The sequence below is a fragment of the Paracoccus sp. NIOT.M2S5SZ12 genome (assembly GCF_057748165.1).
The window spans coordinates 12,705-34,687 of record NZ_JBYLFR010000024.1 but is presented as its reverse complement, the minus strand read 5'-3'; the positions used below and the strand labels follow the sequence as shown (position 1 = coordinate 34,687).

18 protein-coding genes are annotated in these 21,983 nt (G+C 69.7%); 12 read left to right on the top strand and 6 right to left on the bottom strand.

Annotation, left to right across the window (positions count from 1 at the left end; all coding sequences use genetic code 11):
• Positions 1–9: 9 nt before the first annotated feature.
• From AC2SGK_RS16420 to AC2SGK_RS16405, 4 genes are read right to left on the bottom strand one after another with little or no spacing between them, the layout of a single operon-like run.
• Positions 10–2,091: a hypothetical protein gene (locus tag AC2SGK_RS16420; protein ID WP_488324545.1), complete on the bottom strand. Its 2,082-nt coding sequence runs from the start codon at positions 2,089–2,091 to the stop codon at positions 10–12.
• Positions 2,088–4,850, bottom strand: a complete 2,763-nt coding sequence (locus tag AC2SGK_RS16415) for a DUF4159 domain-containing protein (protein ID WP_488324544.1) — start codon at positions 4,848–4,850, stop codon at positions 2,088–2,090. Before AC2SGK_RS16415 ends, AC2SGK_RS16420 begins: the two co-directional genes overlap by 4 nt.
• Entirely contained in the window at positions 4,850–5,740 is an 891-nt protein-coding gene (locus tag AC2SGK_RS16410) for a DUF58 domain-containing protein (protein ID WP_488324543.1), read from the bottom strand. The genes AC2SGK_RS16415 and AC2SGK_RS16410 overlap by 1 nt, the downstream gene beginning before the upstream one ends.
• Positions 5,737–6,744, bottom strand: a complete 1,008-nt coding sequence (locus tag AC2SGK_RS16405; protein ID WP_488324542.1) for an AAA family ATPase — start codon at positions 6,742–6,744, stop codon at positions 5,737–5,739. Before AC2SGK_RS16405 ends, AC2SGK_RS16410 begins: the two co-directional genes overlap by 4 nt.
• Positions 6,745–6,807: 63 nt before the next feature.
• Between AC2SGK_RS16405 and AC2SGK_RS16400 the strand changes: the two genes are divergently transcribed.
• From AC2SGK_RS16400 to metK, 7 genes are all read left to right on the top strand, one after another.
• Entirely contained in the window at positions 6,808–7,353 is a 546-nt protein-coding gene (locus tag AC2SGK_RS16400) for a DUF1285 domain-containing protein (protein ID WP_488324541.1), read from the top strand.
• Positions 7,353–8,123: a hydroxypyruvate isomerase family protein gene (locus AC2SGK_RS16395; protein WP_488324540.1), complete on the top strand. Its 771-nt coding sequence runs from the start codon at positions 7,353–7,355 to the stop codon at positions 8,121–8,123. Before AC2SGK_RS16400 ends, AC2SGK_RS16395 begins: the two co-directional genes overlap by 1 nt.
• 220 nt (positions 8,124–8,343) lie before the next feature.
• Positions 8,344–9,468: a hypothetical protein gene (locus AC2SGK_RS16390; RefSeq protein ID WP_488324539.1), complete on the top strand. Its 1,125-nt coding sequence runs from the start codon at positions 8,344–8,346 to the stop codon at positions 9,466–9,468.
• A 123-nt stretch (positions 9,469–9,591) separates the two neighbouring features.
• Positions 9,592–11,412, top strand: a complete 1,821-nt coding sequence (gene typA / locus AC2SGK_RS16385) for a translational GTPase TypA (RefSeq protein ID WP_488324538.1) — start codon at positions 9,592–9,594, stop codon at positions 11,410–11,412.
• Positions 11,413–11,710: 298 nt separating this feature from the next.
• Entirely contained in the window at positions 11,711–12,304 is a 594-nt protein-coding gene (locus AC2SGK_RS16380) for a WHG domain-containing protein (RefSeq protein WP_488324537.1), read from the top strand.
• 66 nt (positions 12,305–12,370) lie between these two features.
• Positions 12,371–13,756, top strand: a complete 1,386-nt coding sequence (gene ahcY, locus AC2SGK_RS16375) for an adenosylhomocysteinase (protein ID WP_488324536.1) — start codon at positions 12,371–12,373, stop codon at positions 13,754–13,756.
• A 4-nt stretch (positions 13,757–13,760) separates the two neighbouring features.
• Positions 13,761–14,939, top strand: coding sequence for a methionine adenosyltransferase (gene metK / locus AC2SGK_RS16370; protein WP_488324535.1), 1,179 nt, complete (start codon positions 13,761–13,763; stop codon positions 14,937–14,939).
• A 36-nt stretch (positions 14,940–14,975) separates the two neighbouring features.
• Here metK and AC2SGK_RS16365 read toward each other — a convergent pair whose 3' ends face one another.
• Positions 14,976–15,449, bottom strand: coding sequence for a type II toxin-antitoxin system RatA family toxin (locus AC2SGK_RS16365; RefSeq protein WP_488324534.1), 474 nt, complete (start codon positions 15,447–15,449; stop codon positions 14,976–14,978).
• A gap of 85 nt (positions 15,450–15,534) precedes the next feature.
• On the opposite strand from AC2SGK_RS16365, the gene AC2SGK_RS16360 reads away from it, so the two are divergent.
• Positions 15,535–15,714 (top strand): hypothetical protein, encoded by a 180-nt coding sequence (locus AC2SGK_RS16360; protein ID WP_488324533.1) that lies wholly within the window; start codon positions 15,535–15,537, stop codon positions 15,712–15,714.
• Between the two features lie 148 nt (positions 15,715–15,862).
• On the opposite strand, the gene ypfJ is transcribed toward AC2SGK_RS16360, so the two are convergent.
• Positions 15,863–16,702 (bottom strand): KPN_02809 family neutral zinc metallopeptidase, encoded by an 840-nt coding sequence (gene ypfJ / locus AC2SGK_RS16355; RefSeq protein WP_488324532.1) that lies wholly within the window; start codon positions 16,700–16,702, stop codon positions 15,863–15,865.
• Positions 16,703–16,846: 144 nt separating this feature from the next.
• On the opposite strand from ypfJ, the gene AC2SGK_RS16350 reads away from it, so the two are divergent.
• The 4 genes from AC2SGK_RS16350 to AC2SGK_RS16335 all read left to right on the top strand — a co-directional run bounded on the left by AC2SGK_RS16350 (position 16,847) and on the right by AC2SGK_RS16335 (position 21,942).
• Entirely contained in the window at positions 16,847–17,425 is a 579-nt protein-coding gene (locus AC2SGK_RS16350; protein WP_488324531.1) for a YqaA family protein, read from the top strand.
• Positions 17,422–17,895: a disulfide bond formation protein B gene (locus AC2SGK_RS16345; protein ID WP_488324530.1), complete on the top strand. Its 474-nt coding sequence runs from the start codon at positions 17,422–17,424 to the stop codon at positions 17,893–17,895. The genes AC2SGK_RS16350 and AC2SGK_RS16345 overlap by 4 nt, the downstream gene beginning before the upstream one ends.
• A gap of 106 nt (positions 17,896–18,001) precedes the next feature.
• Positions 18,002–20,788 (top strand): DNA gyrase subunit A, encoded by a 2,787-nt coding sequence (gyrA, locus tag AC2SGK_RS16340; protein WP_488324529.1) that lies wholly within the window; start codon positions 18,002–18,004, stop codon positions 20,786–20,788.
• Between the two features lie 62 nt (positions 20,789–20,850).
• Complete coding sequence (locus tag AC2SGK_RS16335) at positions 20,851–21,942, top strand: AI-2E family transporter (RefSeq protein WP_488324528.1); 1,092 nt, start codon at positions 20,851–20,853, stop codon at positions 21,940–21,942.
• Positions 21,943–21,983: the final 41 nt, after the last annotated feature.

Below are 21,983 nucleotides of genomic sequence, written 5' to 3'. Positions count from 1 at the left end.
GGCGGGCGGTCAGGCGGGACGCCGCCGCCCCTCGGCCAGCCAGCCGGTCAGGATCAGCCCCGCGACCAGCGCCAGCCACGCCCAGCCCGGCAGCAGCGGCCGGCGGTCCAGCCCGGTCACGGTCGCGGCATCGCGCGGCGTCACGCCGATCCACGGCCCCGACAGCGTGGTGCCGCTGGCGGCGCGTCCGGCGCGGATCTGGCGCAGGTCGGGCACGCCCTCCGACAGGCGCAGGACCGATCCGCCCGACGCCTCGGCCAAGGGCGCGATAAGGGGTGCGTCGGCGACCGTCTCCTCGAACTCGCGCGGCGCGGCGGGGCCGAGCGCCATGACGCGGGCCATGTCCCCGTCGGCCAGCCGGTAGAGGCCCGGCTCGGGCGCCGTCCAATCGGCAACGAAGCGGCCCGGGCCATCCGCCACCAGCGGCAGTTCGGTCACGCCTCCATCGGGCGCGGTGATGCGCAGCGGCCCGGCTGCGTCGCGCATGGTGCGCCGGACGAAGCGCACGTCCAGACCGTCGCGGATCTCGGTCAGCAGCGCCTCCTCCTCCAGCTCCGGCTCCTTCATCGACCAATGCGCGATGCGGCGCAGCAGCTCCAGCTGCGGCCCGCCCCCCTCGAAGCCGCGCCCCCAGAGCCAGACCTGGTCCGAGGTCATCAGCGCCACCCGCCCCTCGCCCACCCGGTCCAGGATCAGAAGCGGCTGATCCTGCGCGCCGGTCATCGCCACCTGCGCGTCGCCCGTGGGCGTCACCTGCGCCATGCGCAGCCAGCGCCCCCAATCGGGGTTGTCGGGGTCCGGACCGCCCAGGCCCGCAGTGACGGGGTGGCGCTGCCCCTCCTCGGTCAGGCGGGGCAGGAACGGCTCCTCGATCACGCGGCCGGTGGGGCGGCCCGGCAGGACCGGGCCCAGGGGCGACAGGCTGAGGCTCTCGACCGAGGCCAGCTCGGGTCCGGCCGAGACCAGGATCGCGCCGCCCTCCTCCACATATCGGGCGATGTTCATGTAATAGTCGGGCGGCAGGATGCCCTGCACGCTGTAGCGGTCGAAGATGATCAGATCGAAATCGTCGATCCGTTCCAAGAACAGCTCCTGCGTGGGAAAGGCGATCAGCGACAGCTCGTTCACCGGCACGCCGTCGAACTTGGCGGGCGGGCGCAGGATGGTGAAGTGGATCAGGTCCACCGCCGCGTCGGATTTCAGCAGGTTGCGCCAGGTGCGCTCTCCGGCATGCGGCTCTCCGGAGACCAGCAGCACCCGCAGCCGGTCGCGCACCCCGTTGATGCTGACGGCGGCGGCGTTGTTGCGGTCGGTCAGCTCTGCGGGCGCGTCGTCCAGCGCGATCCGCACGACGTTCTGGCCGGCATGGGTCAGGGTGACCGGCAGGGTCAGGCTGGTGTTCAGCGGCACGGCCACGACCTGCTCGGTCTCGCCGTCCACGGACAGGCGCAGGGTCACGCTGCCCGTGGCGACGGCTTCGGGAACGGCGCCCTGATCCTCGATGCGCAGGCGGATCTGCACCTCCTGGTCGATCAGGCCGAAGGCCGGGGCCTCCTCGATCACCAGGCGGCGGTCCCAGTCCTGCGGCTGCCCGGTCAGCAGGACATGCAGCGGCGCGGGCAGGCCCTGCGGCAGCAGGGCGGGGTCGTGCAGCCGCCCGTCGGTCAGCGCGATCACCCCGGCCAGCCGCGCCTCGGGCTCGGCCGCGACGGCGCGGGCCAGGGCGGCGCCCAGCTGGGTGCCGTCCTCGGAATCGCCCAAGGTGACGCGGCGCAGGTCGGTGCCCGGCAGCGCCTCGACCGCGGCGGTCAGCTCGGCCACCGCGCTGTCTGTCTGTTCGGCGCGGCCGGGCAGGTCCTGGCTGGCCGAGCGGTCGTCCAGCAGGATCACGATGTCCGACAGCGCCGTGCGGCTGCCCAGTTCCAGCGCGGGTCCCGCCAGCGCCAGCGCCGCCGCCAGCCCCGCCAGCCCGCGCCACGCCCAGCCCCGCAGCCCGCGCCACAGCGCAAAGCCCCCGACCGCCACCGCCAGCGCCGCCAGTGCCGCGATGGCCCACCACGGCAGGGCCGGATCGAAACGGATCTGGGTCATCGGGCCAGCATCTCCTCGGTCGCCAGCCGGTCCAGCAGGGCGGGGACATGGACCTGGTCGGATTTGTAGTTCCCGGTCAGCACATACATGACCAGGTTGACGCCGAAGCGGGTCGCCATCTCGCGCTGCCGCTCGCCCTCCCAGCCCCGGCCGATGGGAAAGACCGGATAGCCGTCGCCGTCCACGGCCCAGGCCTCGGCCCAGGAATTGCCGCCGATGATGACCGGGCTGACCCCGTCGTTCAGCTGGCGGAAGGGCATGCCGTCCTCGGTCGCGGCGCCGACCGGCGGAGCCTCGACCCAGACCGGATTGCCCTGCCAGCGGCCCGGAAAGTCCTGCAGCAGATAGAAGGTCCGCGTCAGGACGTGATCCTCCGGCACCGGGGCCAGGGGCGGCACGTCCAGGGGTGCCGCCAGCCGGCGCAAGGCCTGCGACATGTCCGGCCCACCCACGCCCGCGATGTCGCCGTCGCGCGTGTCGAAGAGGATCATGCCGCCCGAACGGAGGAAGGCGTTCAACCGCAGATAGGCCTGCGGACCGGGCGGCACCTGCGCCTCGGTCACCGGCCAGTAGAGGAAGGTCAGCAGCGACAGGTCGTCCTGTTCCAGGTCGATGCCGATCGGCTTGCCCGGCTCGACCGAGGTGCGCGCCCTGAGCGCGGTGGACAGCCCCTGCAGCCCCTGCGCCGAGGCCCGGTCCACCGCCGCGTCGCCCGTGACCACATAGGCCAGCGCGACCTCGGCCGCGGCCCGCATCAGGTCGGGGTCCAGGTCCTGCGCATGGGCGCGCGGCGCAGGCCAGAGCGTCAGCGCCAGCAGCACCACCGCCACCACCCCGCGCCGCCGTCCGCGCGCCAGCGCCGCCGATCCCACCGCATCCAGCGCCAGCAGCAGCAGCGCCGCCGCCAGCAGCGCGCCCTTCAGATCGCGCCCGGAGGAGGCCGCCACGGCCTCGATCCGCGCGCCGGGCCAGTCGGCCGCGCCCGTCACGGGCCGCACCGGGCCGCCCGCGTTCAGTGCCTGACGCCGTTCCCCGGCGACATAGACCCCGGCCGGTCGCCCCGGCCCCGGCCCCTGCGCCAGATCGGCGGCGGGCACGGGCGACAGGCCGTCCAGGGGTGCGGGGCGGCCGAACCCGTCCAGAACCGTCTCGGGCGTCCAGAAGGGCTGCGCCTGGTCGTCGGCGGCGGCCTCGGCGGGCGACAGGCGGGCGGTGGCGACCAGCCGCTCCATCATGCGCACGAACAGGCCCGACAGCGGCAGGTTCGACCATTCCGCATTGGCGGTGACATGGACCAGCACCACCTGCCCCTCGCCCAGGCCGTCGCGGGTGACCAGGGGCGTGTTGTCGCTGAGCGAGGCCAGCGTCCGCGCCGCCAGATCGGGCGCGGGCTGCGCCATCAGCTGCGCGCGCACGGTCACGTCCTGCGGCACCTCCAGCCCCGCAAAGGGCCCGTCGGCGGGAAAGGGCGCCAGCCCGCGCGGATCGCCCCAGGACAGCGCGCCGCCGATGTCGCGCCCGCCCTGGCGCAGCGCGACGGGCAGCAGCGGCTCCTCCAGCAGGCGGTCGAACCCGGCCATGCGCGGCCCGGCAAAGCGGATCAGCAGGCCGCCGTCGCGCACCCATTCGGTCAGCTCGGCCGTCTCGGCCAGCTGCACCTGATCGGCCAGCACGATCACGTCGGGCGCGGCGGCCAGCACGTCGCCAAGCGCCCCCTCGACCAGATCGGTCGTGGGGGCCAGGGCCTGGCGCAGGTAATGGGTCTGGGCCAGAAGCTGCTGCCCCTCGGCCAGCGGATCGCCGACCAGCGCGACCTTGCGGCGGCGCACCCGGTCATCGGCCAGCACGACGGCACCGGCATGTGATTCCGCCTCGATCTGGAAGCGGGTGATGCGGTTGCGCAGCTCGGGTGGCAGGTCGATGGCCACGGGCCGGACGGAGAGGCCGTCGCGCGGCGCCCCCTCGCCCGGCGTCAGGCTGGCCAGCGGACGCTCGATCCCCTGGGGGTCGGGGCCGATGGCCTGGATCGCCGGGGCGGCGTCGTCGGTGGCATAGAGCGTCAGCGCGGGGGCCGGTCCGTCCTCCAGCGCCAGAAGGCGCAGCGGACGCGCGGGCGGCAACACGGTGACGGGGCCGCGCGCGGCCAGCGCGTCCAGCCAGGCGGCACGGTTCGCATGATCGGTGCCATCCGACAGCCACAGCGTCGCCAGATCCCCCTCCGGCGCATCGGCCAGCGCGGCCGCGGGGTCGTCGGGCAGGCGCGTCGACCAGGCCGCCGGCTGCGCCCCGCGCAGCGCGGCCAGCCATTCCGAGGCCGGACGGAAGGCCAGCGGCCCCGGATCGCCCTGCCCGTCCGCCAGGATCAGCGCGGCGGGGCGACCGGCGGCGGCGGCCTGGGTCAGCGCGGCCTCCGCGCGGCCCTGCCGGGCGGCCCAATCGGGCGCGGCGGCAAAGCCCGCATCCATCACCACCACCAGCGGGCCGTCCGGCGCGGCCTGCACCACCGGCCGCCAGATCGGACCGGCAAAGGCCAGGATCAGCGCCGCAACCGCCGCCAGCCGGATCAGCAGCAGCCACCAGGGCGTGCGCGTCGCGACGGGCGCGCGATCCGTCAGCCCGGCCAGCAGCGCGATGCCCGGAAAGACCACCCGGCGCGGCGCGGGCGGCATGGCGCGCAGGATCACCCACAGGACCGGCAGCGCAATGAGCGCCGCCAGCACCCAGGGCGCGGCAAATCCCAGGGGGCCGAGGACCAGCATCAGCGCCCTCCCCCGCCCGGCGCCCGGCCCAGTCCCTGCCACGCCCAGCCAAGCGCCTCGGCCGGGTCGGCATCGGTCCGGTGGGTGGCGAACAGCCAGCCCGCGCGGTCGGCCTGCCGGCGCAGCCAGTCCTGCCGTTCGGCCAGCCGCGCCAGATAGGCCGCGCGCAGACCGCCCGCATCGCGGCTGTCATGGCGCAGCGCGCCCGAGGCGCTGCGGAAATCCACCGCGCCGTCGAAGGGGAACTGCACCTCGTCTGGGTCCAGGACCTGCAGCAGCAGACCGCCGACGCCAAGGGCGGCGGCGCGGTCCAGGAATGTCGCCAGCCAGGACGGATCGGCCAGGAAATCTCCGATCAGCACCGCGCGCGTGTTCGGGCGCAGCGCCCCTGCAGGGGCCTGGTCGTCGTCGCCCGCGGTCGGGGGCGCGGCCGCCAGCGCCTCGGCCAGGCGGTCGGCCTGCAGCCTGCCGGCGCGCGGCGGCTGGCCCAAAAGGCCCACCCGCTCGCCGCCCCGCAGCAGCAGCATCCCAAGCGCCAGCGTCAGGACCTGCCCGCGTTCGGCTTTGGCCGGCCGGTCGGGGCCGCCGGTGAAGGCCATGCCCTGCCCGCGCGACAGCCACAGTGCCGCGGCCTGCGCGGTCTGCGCCTCGCGGTCGCGCACGAACTGCTGGTCCGAGCGGCCCGAGCGGCGCCAGTCGATGCTGCGCGCCCCGTCGCCCGCCCCGGCCGGGCGATACTGCCAGAAATCCTCTCCGGGACCGGCGCGGCGCTGCCCGTGCGCGCCCGGCGCGACCATCGCGGCCAGCCGTTCCGCCGACAGGACCAGACCCGGCAGATGGGCCGCGGCCCCTTCGGCGCGTGCGCGCAGGTTCGCGGGGGTCAGGCTCATGCGGCGCGGCGGGGCGCCAGACGGTCGTCCAGCAGGCGGTCGATCACCGCATCCACCGTCTCGCCCCGCGCGCGGGCGGCGAAGGACAGCGCCATGCGGTGCCGCAGCACGGGCGCGGCCATCGCCGCCACATCGTCCAGCGTCGGCGCAAAGCGGCCGTTGAGAACCGCCCGAGCCCGCGTAACCAGCATCAGCGCCTGCGCCGCGCGCGGACCCGGCCCCCAGGTCAGCGTGTCGGTGACGAAGCCCGCCGCCTCGGGCGCGCCGGGACGGGCCGCGCGGACCAGGTCCAGGATCGCCTCGACCACGCTGTCGCCCACCGGCATCTGCCGGATCAGCCGCTGCGCCGCGATCAGCTGATCGGGGGTGAAGGCGCCGTGGGGCGCGTCCTCCTCCAGCCCGGTCGTGGCCAGCAGGATCTGCCGCTCGGTGTCGCGGTCGGGATAGTCGACGTCGATCTGCAGCAGGAAGCGGTCCAGCTGCGCCTCGGGCAGCGGATAGGTACCCTCCTGCTCGATCGGGTTCTGGGTGGCCAGGACATGGAACGGGCGGCCCAGGGGGCGGTGCTGGCCGCTGATGGTGACCTCGCGCTCCTGCATGGCCTGCAGCAGGGCGGATTGGGTGCGGGGGCTGGCGCGGTTGATCTCGTCGGCCATCAGGAGTTGCGTGAAGACCGGCCCCTCGATGAAGCGGAAGGCGCGGCTGCCGTCGGGGCGCGCGTCCAGCACCTCCGAACCCAGGATGTCGGCGGGCATCAGGTCCGGCGTGAACTGGATGCGCGCGCTGTCCAGCCCCACCACGGTCGAGAGCGTGTCGACCAGCATCGTCTTGCCCAGGCCCGGCTGCCCGACCAGCAGCGCATGCCCACCGGCCAGGATCGCGGCCAGCACCTGTTCGACCACCGCATGCTGTCCGACGAAGCGGCGTTCGGTGCTGGCGCGCGCATCGCCAAGCCGGGCGGCCAGCTCCTGAACCTGCTGCACCAGAATTTCGTCCGACGTCATGACAACACCCTTCCGCTGCTTTAAGGAAAGCATAGGCAGTCCTTTCAGAGGCGACCAGATCGAATGGCGGAAAACGGTGACAAAAGCGTGAACCCCGAGGGCCTCGCCCGCGCCGCAGCCGAGGCCGCAGGCCGGGGTCCGGCGCCCGTGCATCTGTGGAACCCGCCCTATTGCGGAGAGATGGACCTGGTGATCCGCGCCGACGGGACTTGGGTGCATGAGGGCACCCCCATCGGGCGGCCCGGCCTGGTGCGCCTGTTTGCGGGCATCCTGAAGCGCGAGGGAGAGCGGTTCTTCCTGGTCTCTCCGGTCGAGAAGATCGGCATCCGGGTCGAGGACGCGCCCTTCCTGGCCGAGGATGCGCAGATCGCGCCCGATGCGGTCACGTTCACCACGACGGTCGGAGACCGGGTGACCGCGGGGCCGGATCATGCCATCACGGTGCGGGGGACGGCCGACGCGCCGCGGCCCTATGTCCATGTCCGTCGGGGCTTGGAGGCGCTGATCGACCGCAAGACCTTCTACCGGCTGGCGGACGCGGCGCGGATCGGTGCCGACGGGCGGGCCGTGATCCGGTCAGGGGGCCGGGACTTCGCATTGGAGCCGTGATGCCGCGCTTTGCCGCCAACCTGACGACGCTGTTCACCGAACTGCCCATGACCGACCGCTTTGCCGCAGCCGCCGACGCGGGCTTCGAGGGGGTAGAGATCCTCTTCCCCTACGACATCGCCGCGCAGGAGCTGCGTCGCGCATCGCTGGCCTCGGGGCTGGAGATCGTGCTGATCAACGCGCCCCCGCCGAACTGGGCCGGCGGCCCGCGCGGCTTTGCCGCCGTGCCGGGGCTGGAGGAGCGGTTCAGGCGCGACTTCGAACGCGCGCTGCGCGTCGCGCAGGCGCTGCGCGTGCGCCACATCCACGTCATGGCCGGCCGCGCCGAGGGCGAGCGGGCGCGCGAGACCTTCGTGGCGAACCTGGCCTGGGCCGCCCACCGCGCGCCCCATGCCAGCCTGACCATCGAGCCGGTGAACCGGACCGACATGCCAGGCTGCTTCCTCTCGGACTACGATCTGGCGGTCGAGATGATCGAGCGCGTGGGCGCCCCGAACCTGGGTCTGCAACTGGACACCTATCATGCCCAGCAGATCACCGACGACGTGCCGGGCTGCTGGCGCAAGGTCGCACCGCTGGTGCGTCACGTGCAGATCGGCGGCCATCCCGGCCGGCACGAACCCGACAGCGGCCCGCTGGACTTCGCGGCCTTCGTGGCCGAGCTGGAGGCCTGGGGCTATCGCGGCTGGATCGGCGCGGAATACGCCCCCGCCCGCACCACCCAGCTGGGTCTGGGCTGGCTGAAGCGTCTGCACGCCGCCTGCGGCTGAGGCCACCGCGCGACAGTGGCGGCGTTTTCAACGGCCTGCGGGAACCGCCGCCACATCTGACCCGTTGGCTGGCAGATGCGTCGTCCTGCCGCGCCCCTGCTGCCGGACGGTGCCCAAGCGAGAAGGGAAATGCCATGAATTCGATCATCTACATCGTCGGCCTGGTCGTCGTCGTCCTGTTCATCCTGTCGTTCCTCGGCCTGCGCTGAAAGGGATCACCATGACTGAGAACCTCAACGCCGCCGGAAGCACGCCGCGCGGTCACGTCGATTGGGCCTCGATCTTGGCGGGTGCCGCGATCGCGACGGGCGCGTCGGTCGTCTTCACCGGCTTTACTGCGGCCATCGGCCTGGGTTCGGTCTCGGCCGAGCAGGGTGAGGGTTTGGGCACCTTCGCCCTGATCTTGGTGGGGCTGTTCGCCTTCGTATCGATGATCGCGGTCTATGGCCTTGGCGGCTATGTTGCCGGGCGGATGCGGGCGCGCGGCAGCGCCACCGAGGACGAGACCGAGGCCCGTGACGGCGTTCACGGCCTGACGGTCTGGGCGATCGGGATGATCCTGACCGGGATCGTCGCGGCCGGCGCCGTCTCTAGCGGCGTGCGCGCGGCCGGGAACGCGGCGACCACCGCGGTCGAGGCGACCGGCGCGGCCGTCGGCGGAGCCCTGCAGGGCACAGGCCAGCTGGCTGGCGGCATCGTCGGCGGCGTGGGCCAGGTCGCGGGCGGCGCCATCAGCGGCGTGGGCCAGTTGGCCGGCGGCGCGATCAGCGGCGCGGGCGAGGCTGCGGGCGGCGCGGACCAGATGGGCGGCAACCCGCTGGATTATGTGACCGACCGTCTGCTGCGCTCAGAGGCCGCGGCCCCCGACCAGTTCTCGAACGAGGCGATCCGCAGCGAGGTGGGCAACATCCTGTCCAGCATCCTGCGCACCGGCGAGGTCGATGACAGCGATCTGGACTATCTGCGCGACGCGCTGGCCGCGCGCACCGACCTCACCCCGGCGCAGATCGACGCCCGCGTCGAGCAGGCCGTGACCGGCGCCCAGGATCTGCGCGCCGAGGCCGAGGCCCGCATCGAGGAGGCCCGGACCCAGGCCGAACAGGCGCTGGCCCAGGCCGAACAGCGCGCCCAAGAGGTCAAGGCCGAGGCCGAGCAGCGCCTGCAGGAGGCGCAGGACGCCGCGATCGCGGCCGCCGAGAGCGCGCGTCGCGGTGCCGTCTGGTCGGCCCTGTTCCTGGCGGTGTCGTCGCTGATCGCGGGCCTTGCGGCCTGGATGGGCGCCATCAAGGGCGGCAGCGACCGCGACGCGGGCCGCGTCTGGTCGGGTCTGACCCGCCGCCGCTGATCCGCACCTGACACCACGTCACGGGACCCCCGGCCTGCATGGCCGGGGGTCCTTGGCCATTTGCGGGCTTTCAATCGCGGCCCTTATCCGCTACGGCAGCCGCGAAACCGAAAGAAGGCCGTCATGGACATCCGCAATATCGCCATCATCGCCCACGTCGACCACGGCAAGACCACCCTGGTGGATCAGCTGCTGCGTCAGTCTGGGTCGTTCCGCGAAAACCAGGCCGTCGCGGAACGCGCGATGGACAGCAACGACATCGAACGCGAACGGGGCATCACCATCCTTGCCAAGGCCACCTCGGTGGAATGGAAGGGCACCCGCATCAACATCGTGGACACGCCGGGCCACGCCGATTTCGGCGGCGAGGTCGAGCGCATCCTGTCGATGGTCGACGGGGTCTGCCTGCTGGTCGACGCCGCCGAAGGCCCGATGCCGCAGACCAAGTTCGTGACCTCCAAGGCGCTGGCCCTGGGGCTGCGGCCCATCGTGGTGCTGAACAAGGTCGACAAGCCCGCGGCCGAACCCGACCAGGCGCTGGATTCGGTCTTCGACCTCTTCGCCAACCTGGGCGCCAGCGACGAGCAGCTGGACTTTCCCCATGTCTATGCCTCGGGCATCGGCGGTTGGGCTGATGAGACCCTGGACGGCCCGCGCCAGGACATGTCGGCGCTGTTCGACCTGATCTTGCGCCACGTCCAGCCGCCCAAGCAGATCGAACGCGCCGCCGAGCCGTTCCAGATGCTGGCCACCACGCTTGGCGCCGACCCCTTCCTGGGCCGCCTGCTGACCGGCCGCGTCGAGGCCGGCACCGCCAAGGCCGGCGACACGCTGAAGGCGCTGTCGCGCGACGGCGAGCGGATCGAGCAGTTCCGCATCAGCAAGGTCCTGGCCTTCCGCGGCCTGACCCAGACCCCGATCGACATGGCCGAGGCCGGCGACATCGTGACCATCGCGGGCATGGCCAAGGCCACCGTGGCCGACACGCTCTGCGCCCCCGAGGTCGAGACAGCCCTGCCCTCGCAGCCGATCGATCCGCCGACCATCAGCGTGACCTTCGGCATCAACGACAGCCCGCTGGCCGGACAGGACGGCAAGAAGGTCCAGAGCCGCGTGATCCGCGAGCGCCTGATGCGCGAGGCCGAGGTCAACGTGGCCATCAAGGTCGAGGACACGCCGGGCGGCGACGCCTTCATCGTGTCGGGCCGGGGCGAACTGCAGATGGGCGTGCTGATCGAGAACATGCGCCGCGAGGGATTCGAGTTGTCCATCAGCCGCCCGCGCGTGATCTTCCGCGAGGAGGACGGCCAGCGCCTGGAGCCGATCGAGGAGGCCATCATCGACGTGGACGACGAATATACCGGCGTCGTCATCGAGAAGCTGACCGGCGACCGCAAGGGCGACCTGGTTGAGATGAAGCCCGCCGGCGTCGGCAAGACGCGCATCGTGGCCCATGTCCCCTCTCGCGGCCTGATCGGCTATCAGGGCGAGTTCATGACCGACACGCGCGGCAACGGCGTGCTGAACCGCATCTTCCATGACTGGGCGCCCTACAAGGGTCCGATCCAGGGCCGCCGCCAGGGCGTGCTGATCAGCATGGAGAACGGCGTCAGCGTCGCCTATGCCCTGTGGAACCTGGAAGAGCGCGGCAAGATGTTCATCGGCGCGCAGGAACAGCTGTATACCGGCATGATCATCGGCGAGCACTCGCGCGACAACGACCTCGAGGTGAACCCGCTGAAGGGTAAGAAGCTGACCAACGTCCGCGCCTCGGGCACGGACGAGGCGGTCCGCCTGACGCCCCCCGTCCGCCAGTCGCTGGAAGAGGCCATCGCCTATATCAACGACGACGAACTGGTCGAGGTCACGCCCAAGAACATCCGCCTGCGCAAGCGTCACCTGGACCCGCACGAGCGCAAGCGCGCCTCGCGCAGCGACGGCTGAACCGCCCGACAGATCGGCAGGTCCGCCCCTGATCCAGGGGCGGACCTATCTATTTGGATATGTCGCGCAGGCGACACAACGTGCTAGGCTGAACTCATTCGTTCTAACTCTGGACTCATTTTGCTTCCGTCCGGAACCTGACACTGAACCGTGCGTTTCACTACCGGTTTCCCTTGCGGTGTATTGAATCAAATTGGCTTTCGTTCTGACGTCCTTCACAACGGATCGGATCACCATGAGACACCCAACTTCCAATAGAGACCCGCGCGGTCTGCATGAACGGGCCATCAGCACCGTCATGATGCTCCTGGAGGAGCAGCAGAGCAGCATTCCCACGATTGAGCGGATCGCCGGTATGCTGGGCGAGCCCGAGGACAGGATGCGTGCGCTCTATCCGCAGGATCGCGATCTGCTTATCGTGGGCGTCGAAGGCGCGCTGGTGGTGCTGATCGACACCTGCACCAAGGCCGTCGTTCAGGTCGATCCGCGCGACCCCATCGCGCAGTTTGTGGCCTTGGGGCATGCCTATCTGGACTGGGCCGACCGCTATCCAATGCCCTTCCGACTGCTTCAGGACAGCGCACCCTTGGACGCGATGTCCGTGCCCACGCTGCGCCGCTATCTGGATTCGCTGCACGAACTGATGCTGCGCATGATGACGCGGGCGCGGGACGATGGGCGGCTGCACCCGGCCGAGAACATCGAGTCCCTGACGCTCTCGGCGCGCTGCTTCATCGCGGGTGCGGCGCGGATGGTGGTAGACGGGCGGCTGCGCCAATGGGCGCCGGGGGCTGATCCGCTTACCATGGCCAAGGCGCTGACCGCCGATTTCGTGCGTCGCATGGCCCGCAGTAGCCAGCCCCAAGGGCGTCACAAGCCTGTGGCGGTTTAGCCTCTTTCGGTCAGGGGGGGCTTGCGCTATCCCGGTTGCAACCCGAGAATGACCGAAAGAGCAGCCGTGACCGATTACATCATCAAGGACATCGCGCTGGCCGATTACGGCCGCAAGGAACTGGACATCGCCGAGACCGAAATGCCCGGTCTGATGGCGCTGCGCGCCGAATACGGCGGGACGAAGCCCCTGGCCGGTGCCCGCATCGTGGGCAGCCTGCACATGACCATCCAGACCGCCGTGCTGATCGAGACGCTGGTCGATCTGGGCGCGGATGTCCGTTGGGCCTCCTGCAACATCTATTCGACCCAGGACCATGCCGCGGCGGCCATCGCCAAGTCGGGCGTGCCGGTCTTTGCCATCAAGGGTCAGAGCCTTGAGGAGCACTGGGATTACCTGGACCGCTCGTTCCAGTTCCCCGAGGGGCCGAACCTGATCCTGGACGATGGCGGCGACGCGACGCTGTACATTCTGCTGGGCGCGCGCGCCGAGGCGGGCGAGGAGATCATCCCCGTCCCGCAATCGGACGAGGAGGCCGTGATCAAGGCGCAGATTGCCAAGCGTCAGGCCCAGTCCCCCGGCTGGTTCACGAAGATGCGCGACCAGATCGTCGGCGTCTCGGAGGAGACCACGACCGGCGTGCATCGCCTGTATGACCTGATGAAGAACGGCCAGCTGCCCTTCCCGGCCATCAATGTCAACGACAGCGTCACCAAGTCGAAATTCGACAACAAATACGGCTGCAAGGAATCGCTGGTCGACGGCATCCGCCGCGCCACCGACGTGATGATGGCGGGCAAGGTCGCGGTCGTCTGCGGCTATGGCGACGTGGGCAAGGGCTCGGCCGCCAGCCTTCGGGGCGCCGGCGCCCGCGTGAAGGTGACCGAGGTCGATCCGATCTGCGCGCTGCAAGCCGCGATGGACGGGTTCGAGGTCGTGACGCTGGAGGATGTGGCCGACAGCGCCGACATCTTCATCACCACCACCGGCAACCGCGACGTGATCCGGCTGGAGCATATGCGCGCCATGAAGGACATGGCGATCGTCGGCAATATCGGCCATTTCGATAACGAGATCCAGGTGGCGGCGCTGCGCAACCATAAATGGACCAACGTCAAGGACCAGGTGGACATGATCGAGATGCCCTCGGGCAACCGCATCATCCTGCTGAGCCAAGGCCGCCTGCTGAACCTGGGCAATGCGACGGGCCACCCGTCCTTCGTGATGTCGGCCAGCTTCACCAACCAGGTTCTGGCCCAGATCGAGCTGTGGACCAAGGGCGACGAGTACAAGCCCGGCGTCTACATCCTGCCCAAGCACCTGGACGAGAAGGTCGCCCGCCTGCATCTGGAGAAGGTCGGCGCGAAACTGTCCACCCTGTCGCCGGAACAGGCGGCCTATATCGGCGTTACGCCCGAAGGCCCCTTCAAATCAGATCATTACCGGTATTGAGCGCATGAGCGAGTATTCGACCTTCACCTCGGAATCCGTGTCCGAGGGCCATCCCGACAAGATTGCCGACCAGATCAGCGACGCGATTCTGGACGCGATCCTGGCCGAGGACCCGCGGGCGCGCGTCGCCTGCGAGACGATGGTCAAGACCGGCGTGGCCATCATCTCGGGAGAGATCACGACCAGCGCATGGGTGGATCTGGAATCCATCGTGCGCGGCGTGATCAACGACATCGGCTATACCAGCAGCGATGTGGGCTTCGATGGGGCGACCTGTTCGGTGATCAACATCATCGGCAAGCAGTCCCCCGAGATCAACCAGGGCGTCGACCGCGAGAGCCTCGAGGAGCAGGGCGCGGGCGACCAGGGCCTGATGTTCGGCTATGCCTCGGACGAGACCGACGTGCTGATGCCCGCGCCGATCACCTATGCCCACCGCCTGGTCGAGCGTCAGGCGGCGGTGCGGCGCGACGGCACGCTGCCCTGGCTGCGCCCGGACGCGAAATCGCAGCTGACCATGCGCTATGGCGCGGACGGCCGCCCCGAGGCGATCGACGCGGTCGTGCTGTCGACCCAGCACAACCCCGAGATCGGCCTGGCCGAGCTGCGCGAGGCTGTGATCGAGGAGATCATCAAGCCCGTCCTGCCGGCCGAATGGCTGTCCGACGCGACCAAGTTCTTCATCAACCCCACCGGCAAGTTCGTGATCGGCGGCCCGGTCGGCGATTGCGGCCTGACGGGACGCAAGATCATCGTGGACAGCTATGGCGGCATGGCGCGCCACGGGGGCGGCGCGTTCTCGGGCAAGGACCCGTCCAAGGTGGACCGTTCGGCCGCCTATGCGGGCCGTTGGGTCGCCAAGACCATCGTCGCGGCCGGTCTGGCCAGGCGCTGCGAGATCCAGGTCAGCTATGCCATCGGCGTGGCCGAGCCGACCTCGATCAGCCTGAACTGCTTCGGGACCGAGACCGTGCCGGTGGAGCGCATCATCGCCGCGGTGCGCGAGGTCTTCGACCTGCGCCCCTTCGCGATCATCCGCGAGTTGGACCTGCTGCACCCAATCTATCGTCCGACGGCCAGCTATGGCCATTTCGGGCGCGAGCCCTATGCGCTGAACGGTGCCACCGCCTTCAGCTGGGAGCGGACCGACCGCGCCGACGCCCTGCGCGCGGCGATCGGCTGAACCGACAGGGCCGCCCCAAGGGGCGGCCCTTTCACGTCACGCCTGCGTGCCCGTGCCGTAAAGCCTGCGGGCCCGGTCCTCGAAGGCGCGGACGATGCGCGACATCGCCTCCTGAAAGACCACGCCGATCAGGCGTTGCAGGATGGCGTTCTTGAACTCGAAATCGACGAAGAAATCGACATGGCAGCCGCCTTCCGGACGGTCGGTGAAGGTCCAGCCGCTGCGCATGTACTTGAATGGCCCGTCCAGATAATCGGTGTCGATCTGCCAGACGCCGTCTCGTTCGGGCCAGAGGACCACCCAGCTGCCGAAGCGTTCGCGGAACACCTTGAAGCTGATGACCAGATCCGCCGCCACCTCCTCGGCCCCGTCGGGACGCGTCTCGCGCGAGCGGATGCGGGCGGCGCTGTTCCACGGCAGGAACTGCGGATAGCTTTCGATATCGGCGACCAGACGGTACATCTGGCTGGCGGAATAGGGAAGGTTTCGGCTGTCGCGGTGTTTGGGCACGGGCTCTGGCTCTTGGTGGTTCGTCGCGGCGTCGGTTCGATTCGGGGACGCCCCTGGGGGCGGGACTTAACAGACGGGGTCCGTGATGAACATGATCTGGCTGCTGCGTGCGGCAAAATGGGCCCGACGCCCGCCCAGTGCGCGCATGGTCGCGCTGGTCCTGGGGATCATCGCGTCGGGGCTGCTGCTGGCCGGGCTGGAATGGCTGGGCCTCTGGCCGGACTGGGCCACCATAGAGACGCGCCCGCCCCGACTGCCGCGCTGACGACCGTTTCGGCGGATCAGTCCTTGCGGGCGACCGGCACGGAGCGCGGCTTTGGCGCGCCAAGCGCGAGGGTGATGGCGAAGGCCGTCAGCAGGCCGGCGAATGTCAGGATCAGGGTCATCATGTCCTCCGAAATCGGAAGGTCATCTCAAAGCGCGGTGGCGGAAAAGGTGTCGCATTGGCCCATGTCGCCGGTTTCAAATCCGCGCATCAGCCATTCCTGGCGTTGCGCCGCGCTGCCATGGGTGAAGCTGTCGGGAACCGGCGTCCGCCCCGCGCCCGCCTGGATCACATCGTCGCCCACCGCTTCGGCTGCGCGCATGGCCTCCTCCAGGTCGCCGGCCTCCAGCGTGCCGAACCGCTCCTGCGCCTGGCGCGCCCAGATCCCGGCATAGCAGTCGGCCTGCAGCTCGGTCGCGACCGAGACGCGGTTCGCGTCGGCCTCCGACAGGCGGGCGCGCAGGCCGTTCACCTCACCAAGCGTGCCGGTGAGGTTCTGGACGTGGTGGCCCACCTCATGCGCGATGACATAGGCGGCCGCGAAGTCGCCGCTGGCCCCCATGCGCTCGCTCATCATGTCGAAAAAATCGGTGTCCAGATAGACGCGCTGATCGCCGGGGCAGTAGAACGGCCCCATCGCTGATGACGCGCCGCCGCAGGCCGACTGGACCGCACCGCGGAACAGGACCAGACGCGGCTCCTGATAGGCGATGCCCGCCTGTTCGCTCAGGACCGGCTGCCACACCTCCTCGGTATCGGCCAGCACCACGGAGACGAACTGTCCCCATTCCTCGTCGCGCTGGCTGAGTTCGGTCGGCTGTCCGCCGCCTTGGTCCAGCTCGCGGACGATCGGGCTGACGTCGACGCCGAAGAAATAGCCCACGGCCAGCACGATCAGCGTGCCGGCGATGCCCAGTCCGCCCGCGGCGGCACCCATGCCACGGCGATCCTCAACGTTCCTGCTGCCCCGTCTGCCGCGCCATTGCATGTGTCGTCTCCGCCCTCTGTCGCGCCGAACGTCCGGATCGCTGCGAGGTTCCCATCCATGGTCACAGAACCGCGACGAGGCCGCATCGCGCTTGACGCCACGGTCACCGGAGGGGATGCACGGGAGATCATCGAAGGGACCGGAATGCTGCGCGGATTGTACGACTGGACCATGGGACTGGCGGCGCCCCGTCGTGCACGGGCATCGCTGTTCACCGTGAGCTTTGTCGAGAGTTCGGTCTTTCCGATCCCGCCGGACGTGCTGATGATCCCCATGGTGCTGGCGCGGCGCCGCCAGGCTTGGGCCATCGCCTTCATCGCGACGGTCGGGTCGGTGCTGGGCGCGCTGCTGGGATACTGGATCGGCGTGGCGCTGATGGACAGCCTGGGGCAATGGGTGCTGAGCGCCTATGGCAAGCAGGACGCCTTCGACCAGCTGGCCGCGCGCTTTGCGGAGCATGGGGGCTGGGCGGTGCTGTTCGCGGCGCTGACACCCTTTCCGTTCAAGGTCATCACGATCTTCTCGGGCGCGGCGGGGCTGTCGCTGCCGGTCTTCATCGCCATGTCGATCCTGGGCCGCGGGCTGCGGTTCTATGTGGTGGCGGCGCTTCTGTGGCGGTTCGGCGCCACGATCCGCGATTTCATCGAAAGACGCTTGGGAATGCTGTTCACCCTGTTCATGATCGCCCTGAGTGGCGGCTTTGCGGCAGTGAGGTTCCTGTGACGGGCAAGAGACTGAGTTTCATCGCGGGCGCGGGATCGGCATTCCTGCTGATCGCCGCACTGGGCTTTCAGGCGGCGGGATATGCGCCCTGCGAATTGTGCATCCTGCAGCGCTGGCCGCATGTGGCGGCGGTGGCGGTGGCCGTGCTGGTCTGGGTGACCGGGCGCGTGCGCGCGCTGGCGGTGCTGGGCATGGCGGCGGCGGGGGTTGCTGCGGGGCTGGCGCTCTATCATGTCGGCGTCGAGATGACCTGGTGGGCTGGACCGTCGCATTGTTCGGGCGGGGTCGGCGATCTGTCGACCATGTCCACGCAGGATCTGATGGCGCGGCTGCAATCGGCCCCGGTGGTGCGCTGCGACGAGATCGCGTGGCAGTTCCTGGGCCTGTCGATGGCCGGCTGGAACGCGGTCCTGTCGGCGGGTCTTGCGGTCCTCTGGGCCATGGCGACGCGGCGCGGCGAAAGGGCCTGATTCCGGTCGGGAACGGCGGGATTTCGGCCGGTTGCGGGCGGGGCGCGATTGCCCCTCGCGACCGGCTCGGCTATACCGAACCCCAACTAGATGTTGAGGAATACCCGTGGCCGACACCCCAGAAGACGATCTGCCCGAAACCCCCGACGAGGGGACCGAAACCCGCGTCGTGATGCATCACGACGGCCCGGTGATCGACATCTCCGCGGAGATGCGGACATCCTATCTGGACTATGCCATGTCGGTGATCGTCAGCCGCGCGATCCCCGATCTGCGCGACGGGCTGAAGCCGGTGCATCGCCGCATCCTCTATGCGATGAACGAGGGCGGCAACACCGCCGACAAGCCCTATCGCAAATCGGCCCGCGCGGTCGGCGACGTGATGGGCAAGTATCACCCCCATGGCGACAGCGCGATCTATGACGCGCTGGTGCGGATGGCGCAGGACTTCTCGATGTCGCTGCCGCTCTTGGACGGTCAGGGCAACTTCGGCTCGATGGACGGCGATGCCGCCGCCGCCATGCGCTACACCGAGGTGCGCATGGACAAGGTCGCGAACTCTCTGCTGATGGACATCGACAAGGACACCGTCGATTTCCAGGACAACTATGACGGCAAGGACCGCGAGCCGACCGTCCTGCCGGCGCGCTTCCCGAACATGCTGGTCAACGGCGCGGGCGGCATCGCGGTCGGCATGGCCACCAACATCCCGCCGCACAACCTGGGCGAGGTGATCGACGCGACGCTGGAGCTGATCGCGGACCCCGACCTGCCGACCGAGCGTCTGCTGGAGATCATCCCCGGCCCGGATTTTCCGACCGGGGCCACGATCCTGGGCCGGTCCGGGGCGCGCAAGGCCTATCTGGAGGGGCGCGGCAGCGTGATGATCCGCGCCAGGACCCATATCGAGGAGCCGCGCCGCGACCGCTTCGCCATCGTCATCGACGAGATCCCCTATCAGGTGAACAAGTCCGTCCTGATCGAGCGGATCGCCGAACTGGCCAAGGAAAAGAAGGTCGAGGGCATCGCCTCGGTCCAGGACGAATCCGACCGGCACGGCGTCCGCGTGGTGATCGAGCTGAAGCGTGACGCGACCCCCGACGTGGTGCTGAACCAGCTGTTCCGCTTCACCCAGCTGCAGACGACTTTCGGCTGCAACATGCTGGCGCTGAACGGCGGCAAGCCCGAGCAGCTGGCGCTGCGCGACTTTTTGACCCATTTCATCACCTTCCGCGAGGAGGTCGTCGCCCGCCGCACCGCCTATGAGCTGCGCCGCGCCCGCGAGCGCAGCCATGTCCTGTGCGGCCTGGCCGTCGCGGTCAGCAATGTCGACGAGGTCGTAGCCACCATCCGCAGCAGCGCCGACGCCGCCGAGGCGCGCGAGCGCCTAATGCAGCGGCGCTGGCCCGCCCATGACATCGCCGAATACCTGCGCCTGATCGACGACCCGCTGCACCCGGTGAACGAGGACGGGACCTACAACCTGTCCGAGACCCAGGCCCGCGCCATCCTGGAACTGCGCCTGCAGCGTCTGACCCAGCTGGGCGTCAAGGAGATCACCGACGAGCTGCAGTCGCTGGCTGACAGCATCCGCGACTATCTGGCGATCCTGGCCTCGCGCGAGCGGATCATGGGCATCATCGCGGACGAGCTGCGCGAGGTGCGCGAGACCTTCGCCGTGCCGCGCCGCACCGAGATCGTGGACTGGTCCGGCGACATGATGGACGAGGACCTGATCGAGCGCGAGGACATGGTCGTGACCATCACCTCGGGCGGCTATATCAAGCGCACCGCCCTGGCCGAGTTCCGCGCGCAGCGGCGCGGCGGCAAGGGTCTGTCCAGCATGGCCACCAAGGAGGACGACGTCGTCACGACGCTGTTCGTGGCCAACACGCATACGGAACTGCTGTTCTTCACCACCGACGGCATGGTCTATCGGCTGAAGACCTGGCGGCTGCCCTTGGCGGGGCGCATCTCGCGCGGCAAGGCCATCGTCAACATCCTGCCGATCGAGACCGGCGTCAGCATCGCGGCGCTGCTGCCGATGGACGCGCCCGAGACGGAATGGGAAAGCTATCAGGTCGTCTTCGCCACCGACGACGGCGATGTGCGCCGCAATGCGCTGTCCGATTTCACCAACGTCCGCGCGAACGGCAAAATCGCTATGAAGATGCCCGACGGCGTCAGCCTGATCGGCGCGCGTCTGGCCACCGAGCAGGACGACGTGATGCTGGTCACCGCCCAGGGCCGGGCGATCCGCTTCCCGACCACCGCGGTGCGGGTGTTCAAGGGCCGCGATTCGACCGGGGTGCGCGGCATCCGCCTGGCCGAGGGCGACAGCGTCGTCAGCATGTCGGTCATCCGCCACTTCGAGGCCGACCCGTCCGAGCGCGTCGCCTATCTGAAGATGCGCCGCGCGGTGGCGGGTGCGCTGGACGACGGGGCCGAGGCCGACGAGGATGACGACACCCCCGAGGGCACCGTCACCCAGGAACGCTATATCGAGATGTCGGCGGCCGAGGACCTGATCCTGACCATCACCGCCAAGGGCGCGGGCAAGATCAGCTCCAGCCACGACTATCCGGTGCGCGGGCGCGGCGGTCAGGGCGTGATGGCCATGGACCGCGCGATGCGGGGCGGCGCGCTGGTCGCCAGCTTCCCGGTGCAGGGCGACGACCAGATCATGCTGGCGACCTCGACCGGACAGTCGATCCGGGTGCCGGTGGACCAGATCAGCTTCCGCTCGCGCAGCGCGGGCGGGGTGCGGGTCTTCAACACCGCCGCGGGCGAGGTCGTGGTCTCGGTCGCGCGGATCGCCGAACAGGGCGACGCCGCGGGGCTGGAGCCGGGCGACGAGGCGCCGCCCGCCGGTTCCGACGCGACCGAGGCGTGACATCAGCCGCCCGATCCCGCCTGCCGGGGTCGGGCGTTTTTCCAGCTGCGAGGGGGTGACGGATGGACGGTTCCAATGAATCGCTGCTGAGAGAGCGGCTGCAGACCGGGTTCCTGGGGCTGATCGCCTTCTCGCTGCTGCTGTTCATGCTGGTCCAGGCCAAGTTCATCCTGATCTCTCTGGCCATCGCGATCATCCTGTTCTCGCTGACCTCGGATGCGATCCACGCGATCTCGACCCGGCTCAGGGTCCCGAACTGGCTGGCGACGACGCTGGCGCTGATCGGCATCGCGCTTGGGCTGCTGTGGATCTCGACCACCATCGTGGCGCAGGTGAACGAGGTCGTGTTCCTGGCCATCTCCTATGCCGAACGGGCGCAGGCGGCCCTGCCCGCCTTGGCCGAACGGCTTGGTCCCGAGGCGCAGGAGCGGATCATCACCGCCGTCACCAACTTCAACATCACCGGCTGGATCCGGTCGCTGGCCGGCCAGGCCTCGGGGCTGCTGTCGGGCAGCGTGCTGGTGATCCTGTTCGTGGGCTTCATGTTCGCCGAACAGGTCTGGTTCCCGCAAAAGATCGAGCGCCTGGCGCAGAGCCCCGAGAAGGCGCGTCAGATCCGCCGCATCATCGCCTCGATCATGCACCGGGTGAACCGATATCTGGTGGTCAAGACAGCCGTCAGCGCAGTGACGGCCGCCATCGTGTGGCTGATCTTCTGGTCGATGGGGCTGGAGCTGGCGACGGCGGTCGCGCTGCTAACCTTCATCCTGAACTTCATCCCGTCGGTCGGGTCGATCGTCGCGACCGTCATCGCGGCGATGCTGGCCTTCGTGCTGACGGGCGACACGACGGCGACGCTGATCGTGGGGGCGCTTTGCACGCTGACGCAGTTCGTGATCGGCAACGTGCTGGACCCGATGCTGCTGGGTCAGACGCTGCGCCTGTCCAGCTTTGGCATCATCCTGTCGCTGGCCTTCTGGGGGGCGATCTGGGGTGTGCCGGGGATGTTCCTGGCGGTGCCGATCATGGTCGCGCTGATGATCATCTGCGCGCATATCCCTTGGCTGCGAGGCTTGGCGGTGTTGCTGTCACGCGAGGGCCTGCCCGATGATGGGGCGGGCGACGAGGCCACGCCGGACCGCGCCGCCGCCTGAGGGGGCCGGGCCCGGACGTGCGGTCCCGACATCGGGTTCGG

Excerpts from the sequence above, each read along its gene's own strand:
- AC2SGK_RS16420 (WP_488324545.1), bottom strand. The coding sequence starts at position 2,091 with ATGACCCAGATCCGTTTCGATCCGGCCCTGCCGTGGTGGGCCATCGCG.
- AC2SGK_RS16415 (WP_488324544.1), bottom strand. The coding sequence starts at position 4,850 with ATGCTGGTCCTCGGCCCCCTGGGATTTGCCGCGCCCTGGGTGCTGGCG.
- AC2SGK_RS16410 (WP_488324543.1), bottom strand. The coding sequence starts at position 5,740 with ATGAGCCTGACCCCCGCGAACCTGCGCGCACGCGCCGAAGGGGCCGCG.
- AC2SGK_RS16405 (WP_488324542.1), bottom strand. The coding sequence starts at position 6,744 with ATGACGTCGGACGAAATTCTGGTGCAGCAGGTTCAGGAGCTGGCCGCC.
- AC2SGK_RS16400 (WP_488324541.1), top strand. The coding sequence starts at position 6,808 with ATGGCGGAAAACGGTGACAAAAGCGTGAACCCCGAGGGCCTCGCCCGC.
- AC2SGK_RS16395 (WP_488324540.1), top strand. The coding sequence starts at position 7,353 with ATGCCGCGCTTTGCCGCCAACCTGACGACGCTGTTCACCGAACTGCCC.
- AC2SGK_RS16390 (WP_488324539.1), top strand. The coding sequence starts at position 8,344 with ATGACTGAGAACCTCAACGCCGCCGGAAGCACGCCGCGCGGTCACGTC.
- typA (WP_488324538.1), top strand. The coding sequence starts at position 9,592 with ATGGACATCCGCAATATCGCCATCATCGCCCACGTCGACCACGGCAAG.
- AC2SGK_RS16380 (WP_488324537.1), top strand. The coding sequence starts at position 11,711 with ATGATGCTCCTGGAGGAGCAGCAGAGCAGCATTCCCACGATTGAGCGG.
- metK (WP_488324535.1), top strand. The coding sequence starts at position 13,761 with ATGAGCGAGTATTCGACCTTCACCTCGGAATCCGTGTCCGAGGGCCAT.
- AC2SGK_RS16360 (WP_488324533.1), top strand. The coding sequence starts at position 15,535 with ATGAACATGATCTGGCTGCTGCGTGCGGCAAAATGGGCCCGACGCCCG.
- ypfJ (WP_488324532.1), bottom strand. The coding sequence starts at position 16,702 with ATGCAATGGCGCGGCAGACGGGGCAGCAGGAACGTTGAGGATCGCCGT.
- AC2SGK_RS16350 (WP_488324531.1), top strand. The coding sequence starts at position 16,847 with ATGCTGCGCGGATTGTACGACTGGACCATGGGACTGGCGGCGCCCCGT.
- AC2SGK_RS16335 (WP_488324528.1), top strand. The coding sequence starts at position 20,851 with ATGGACGGTTCCAATGAATCGCTGCTGAGAGAGCGGCTGCAGACCGGG.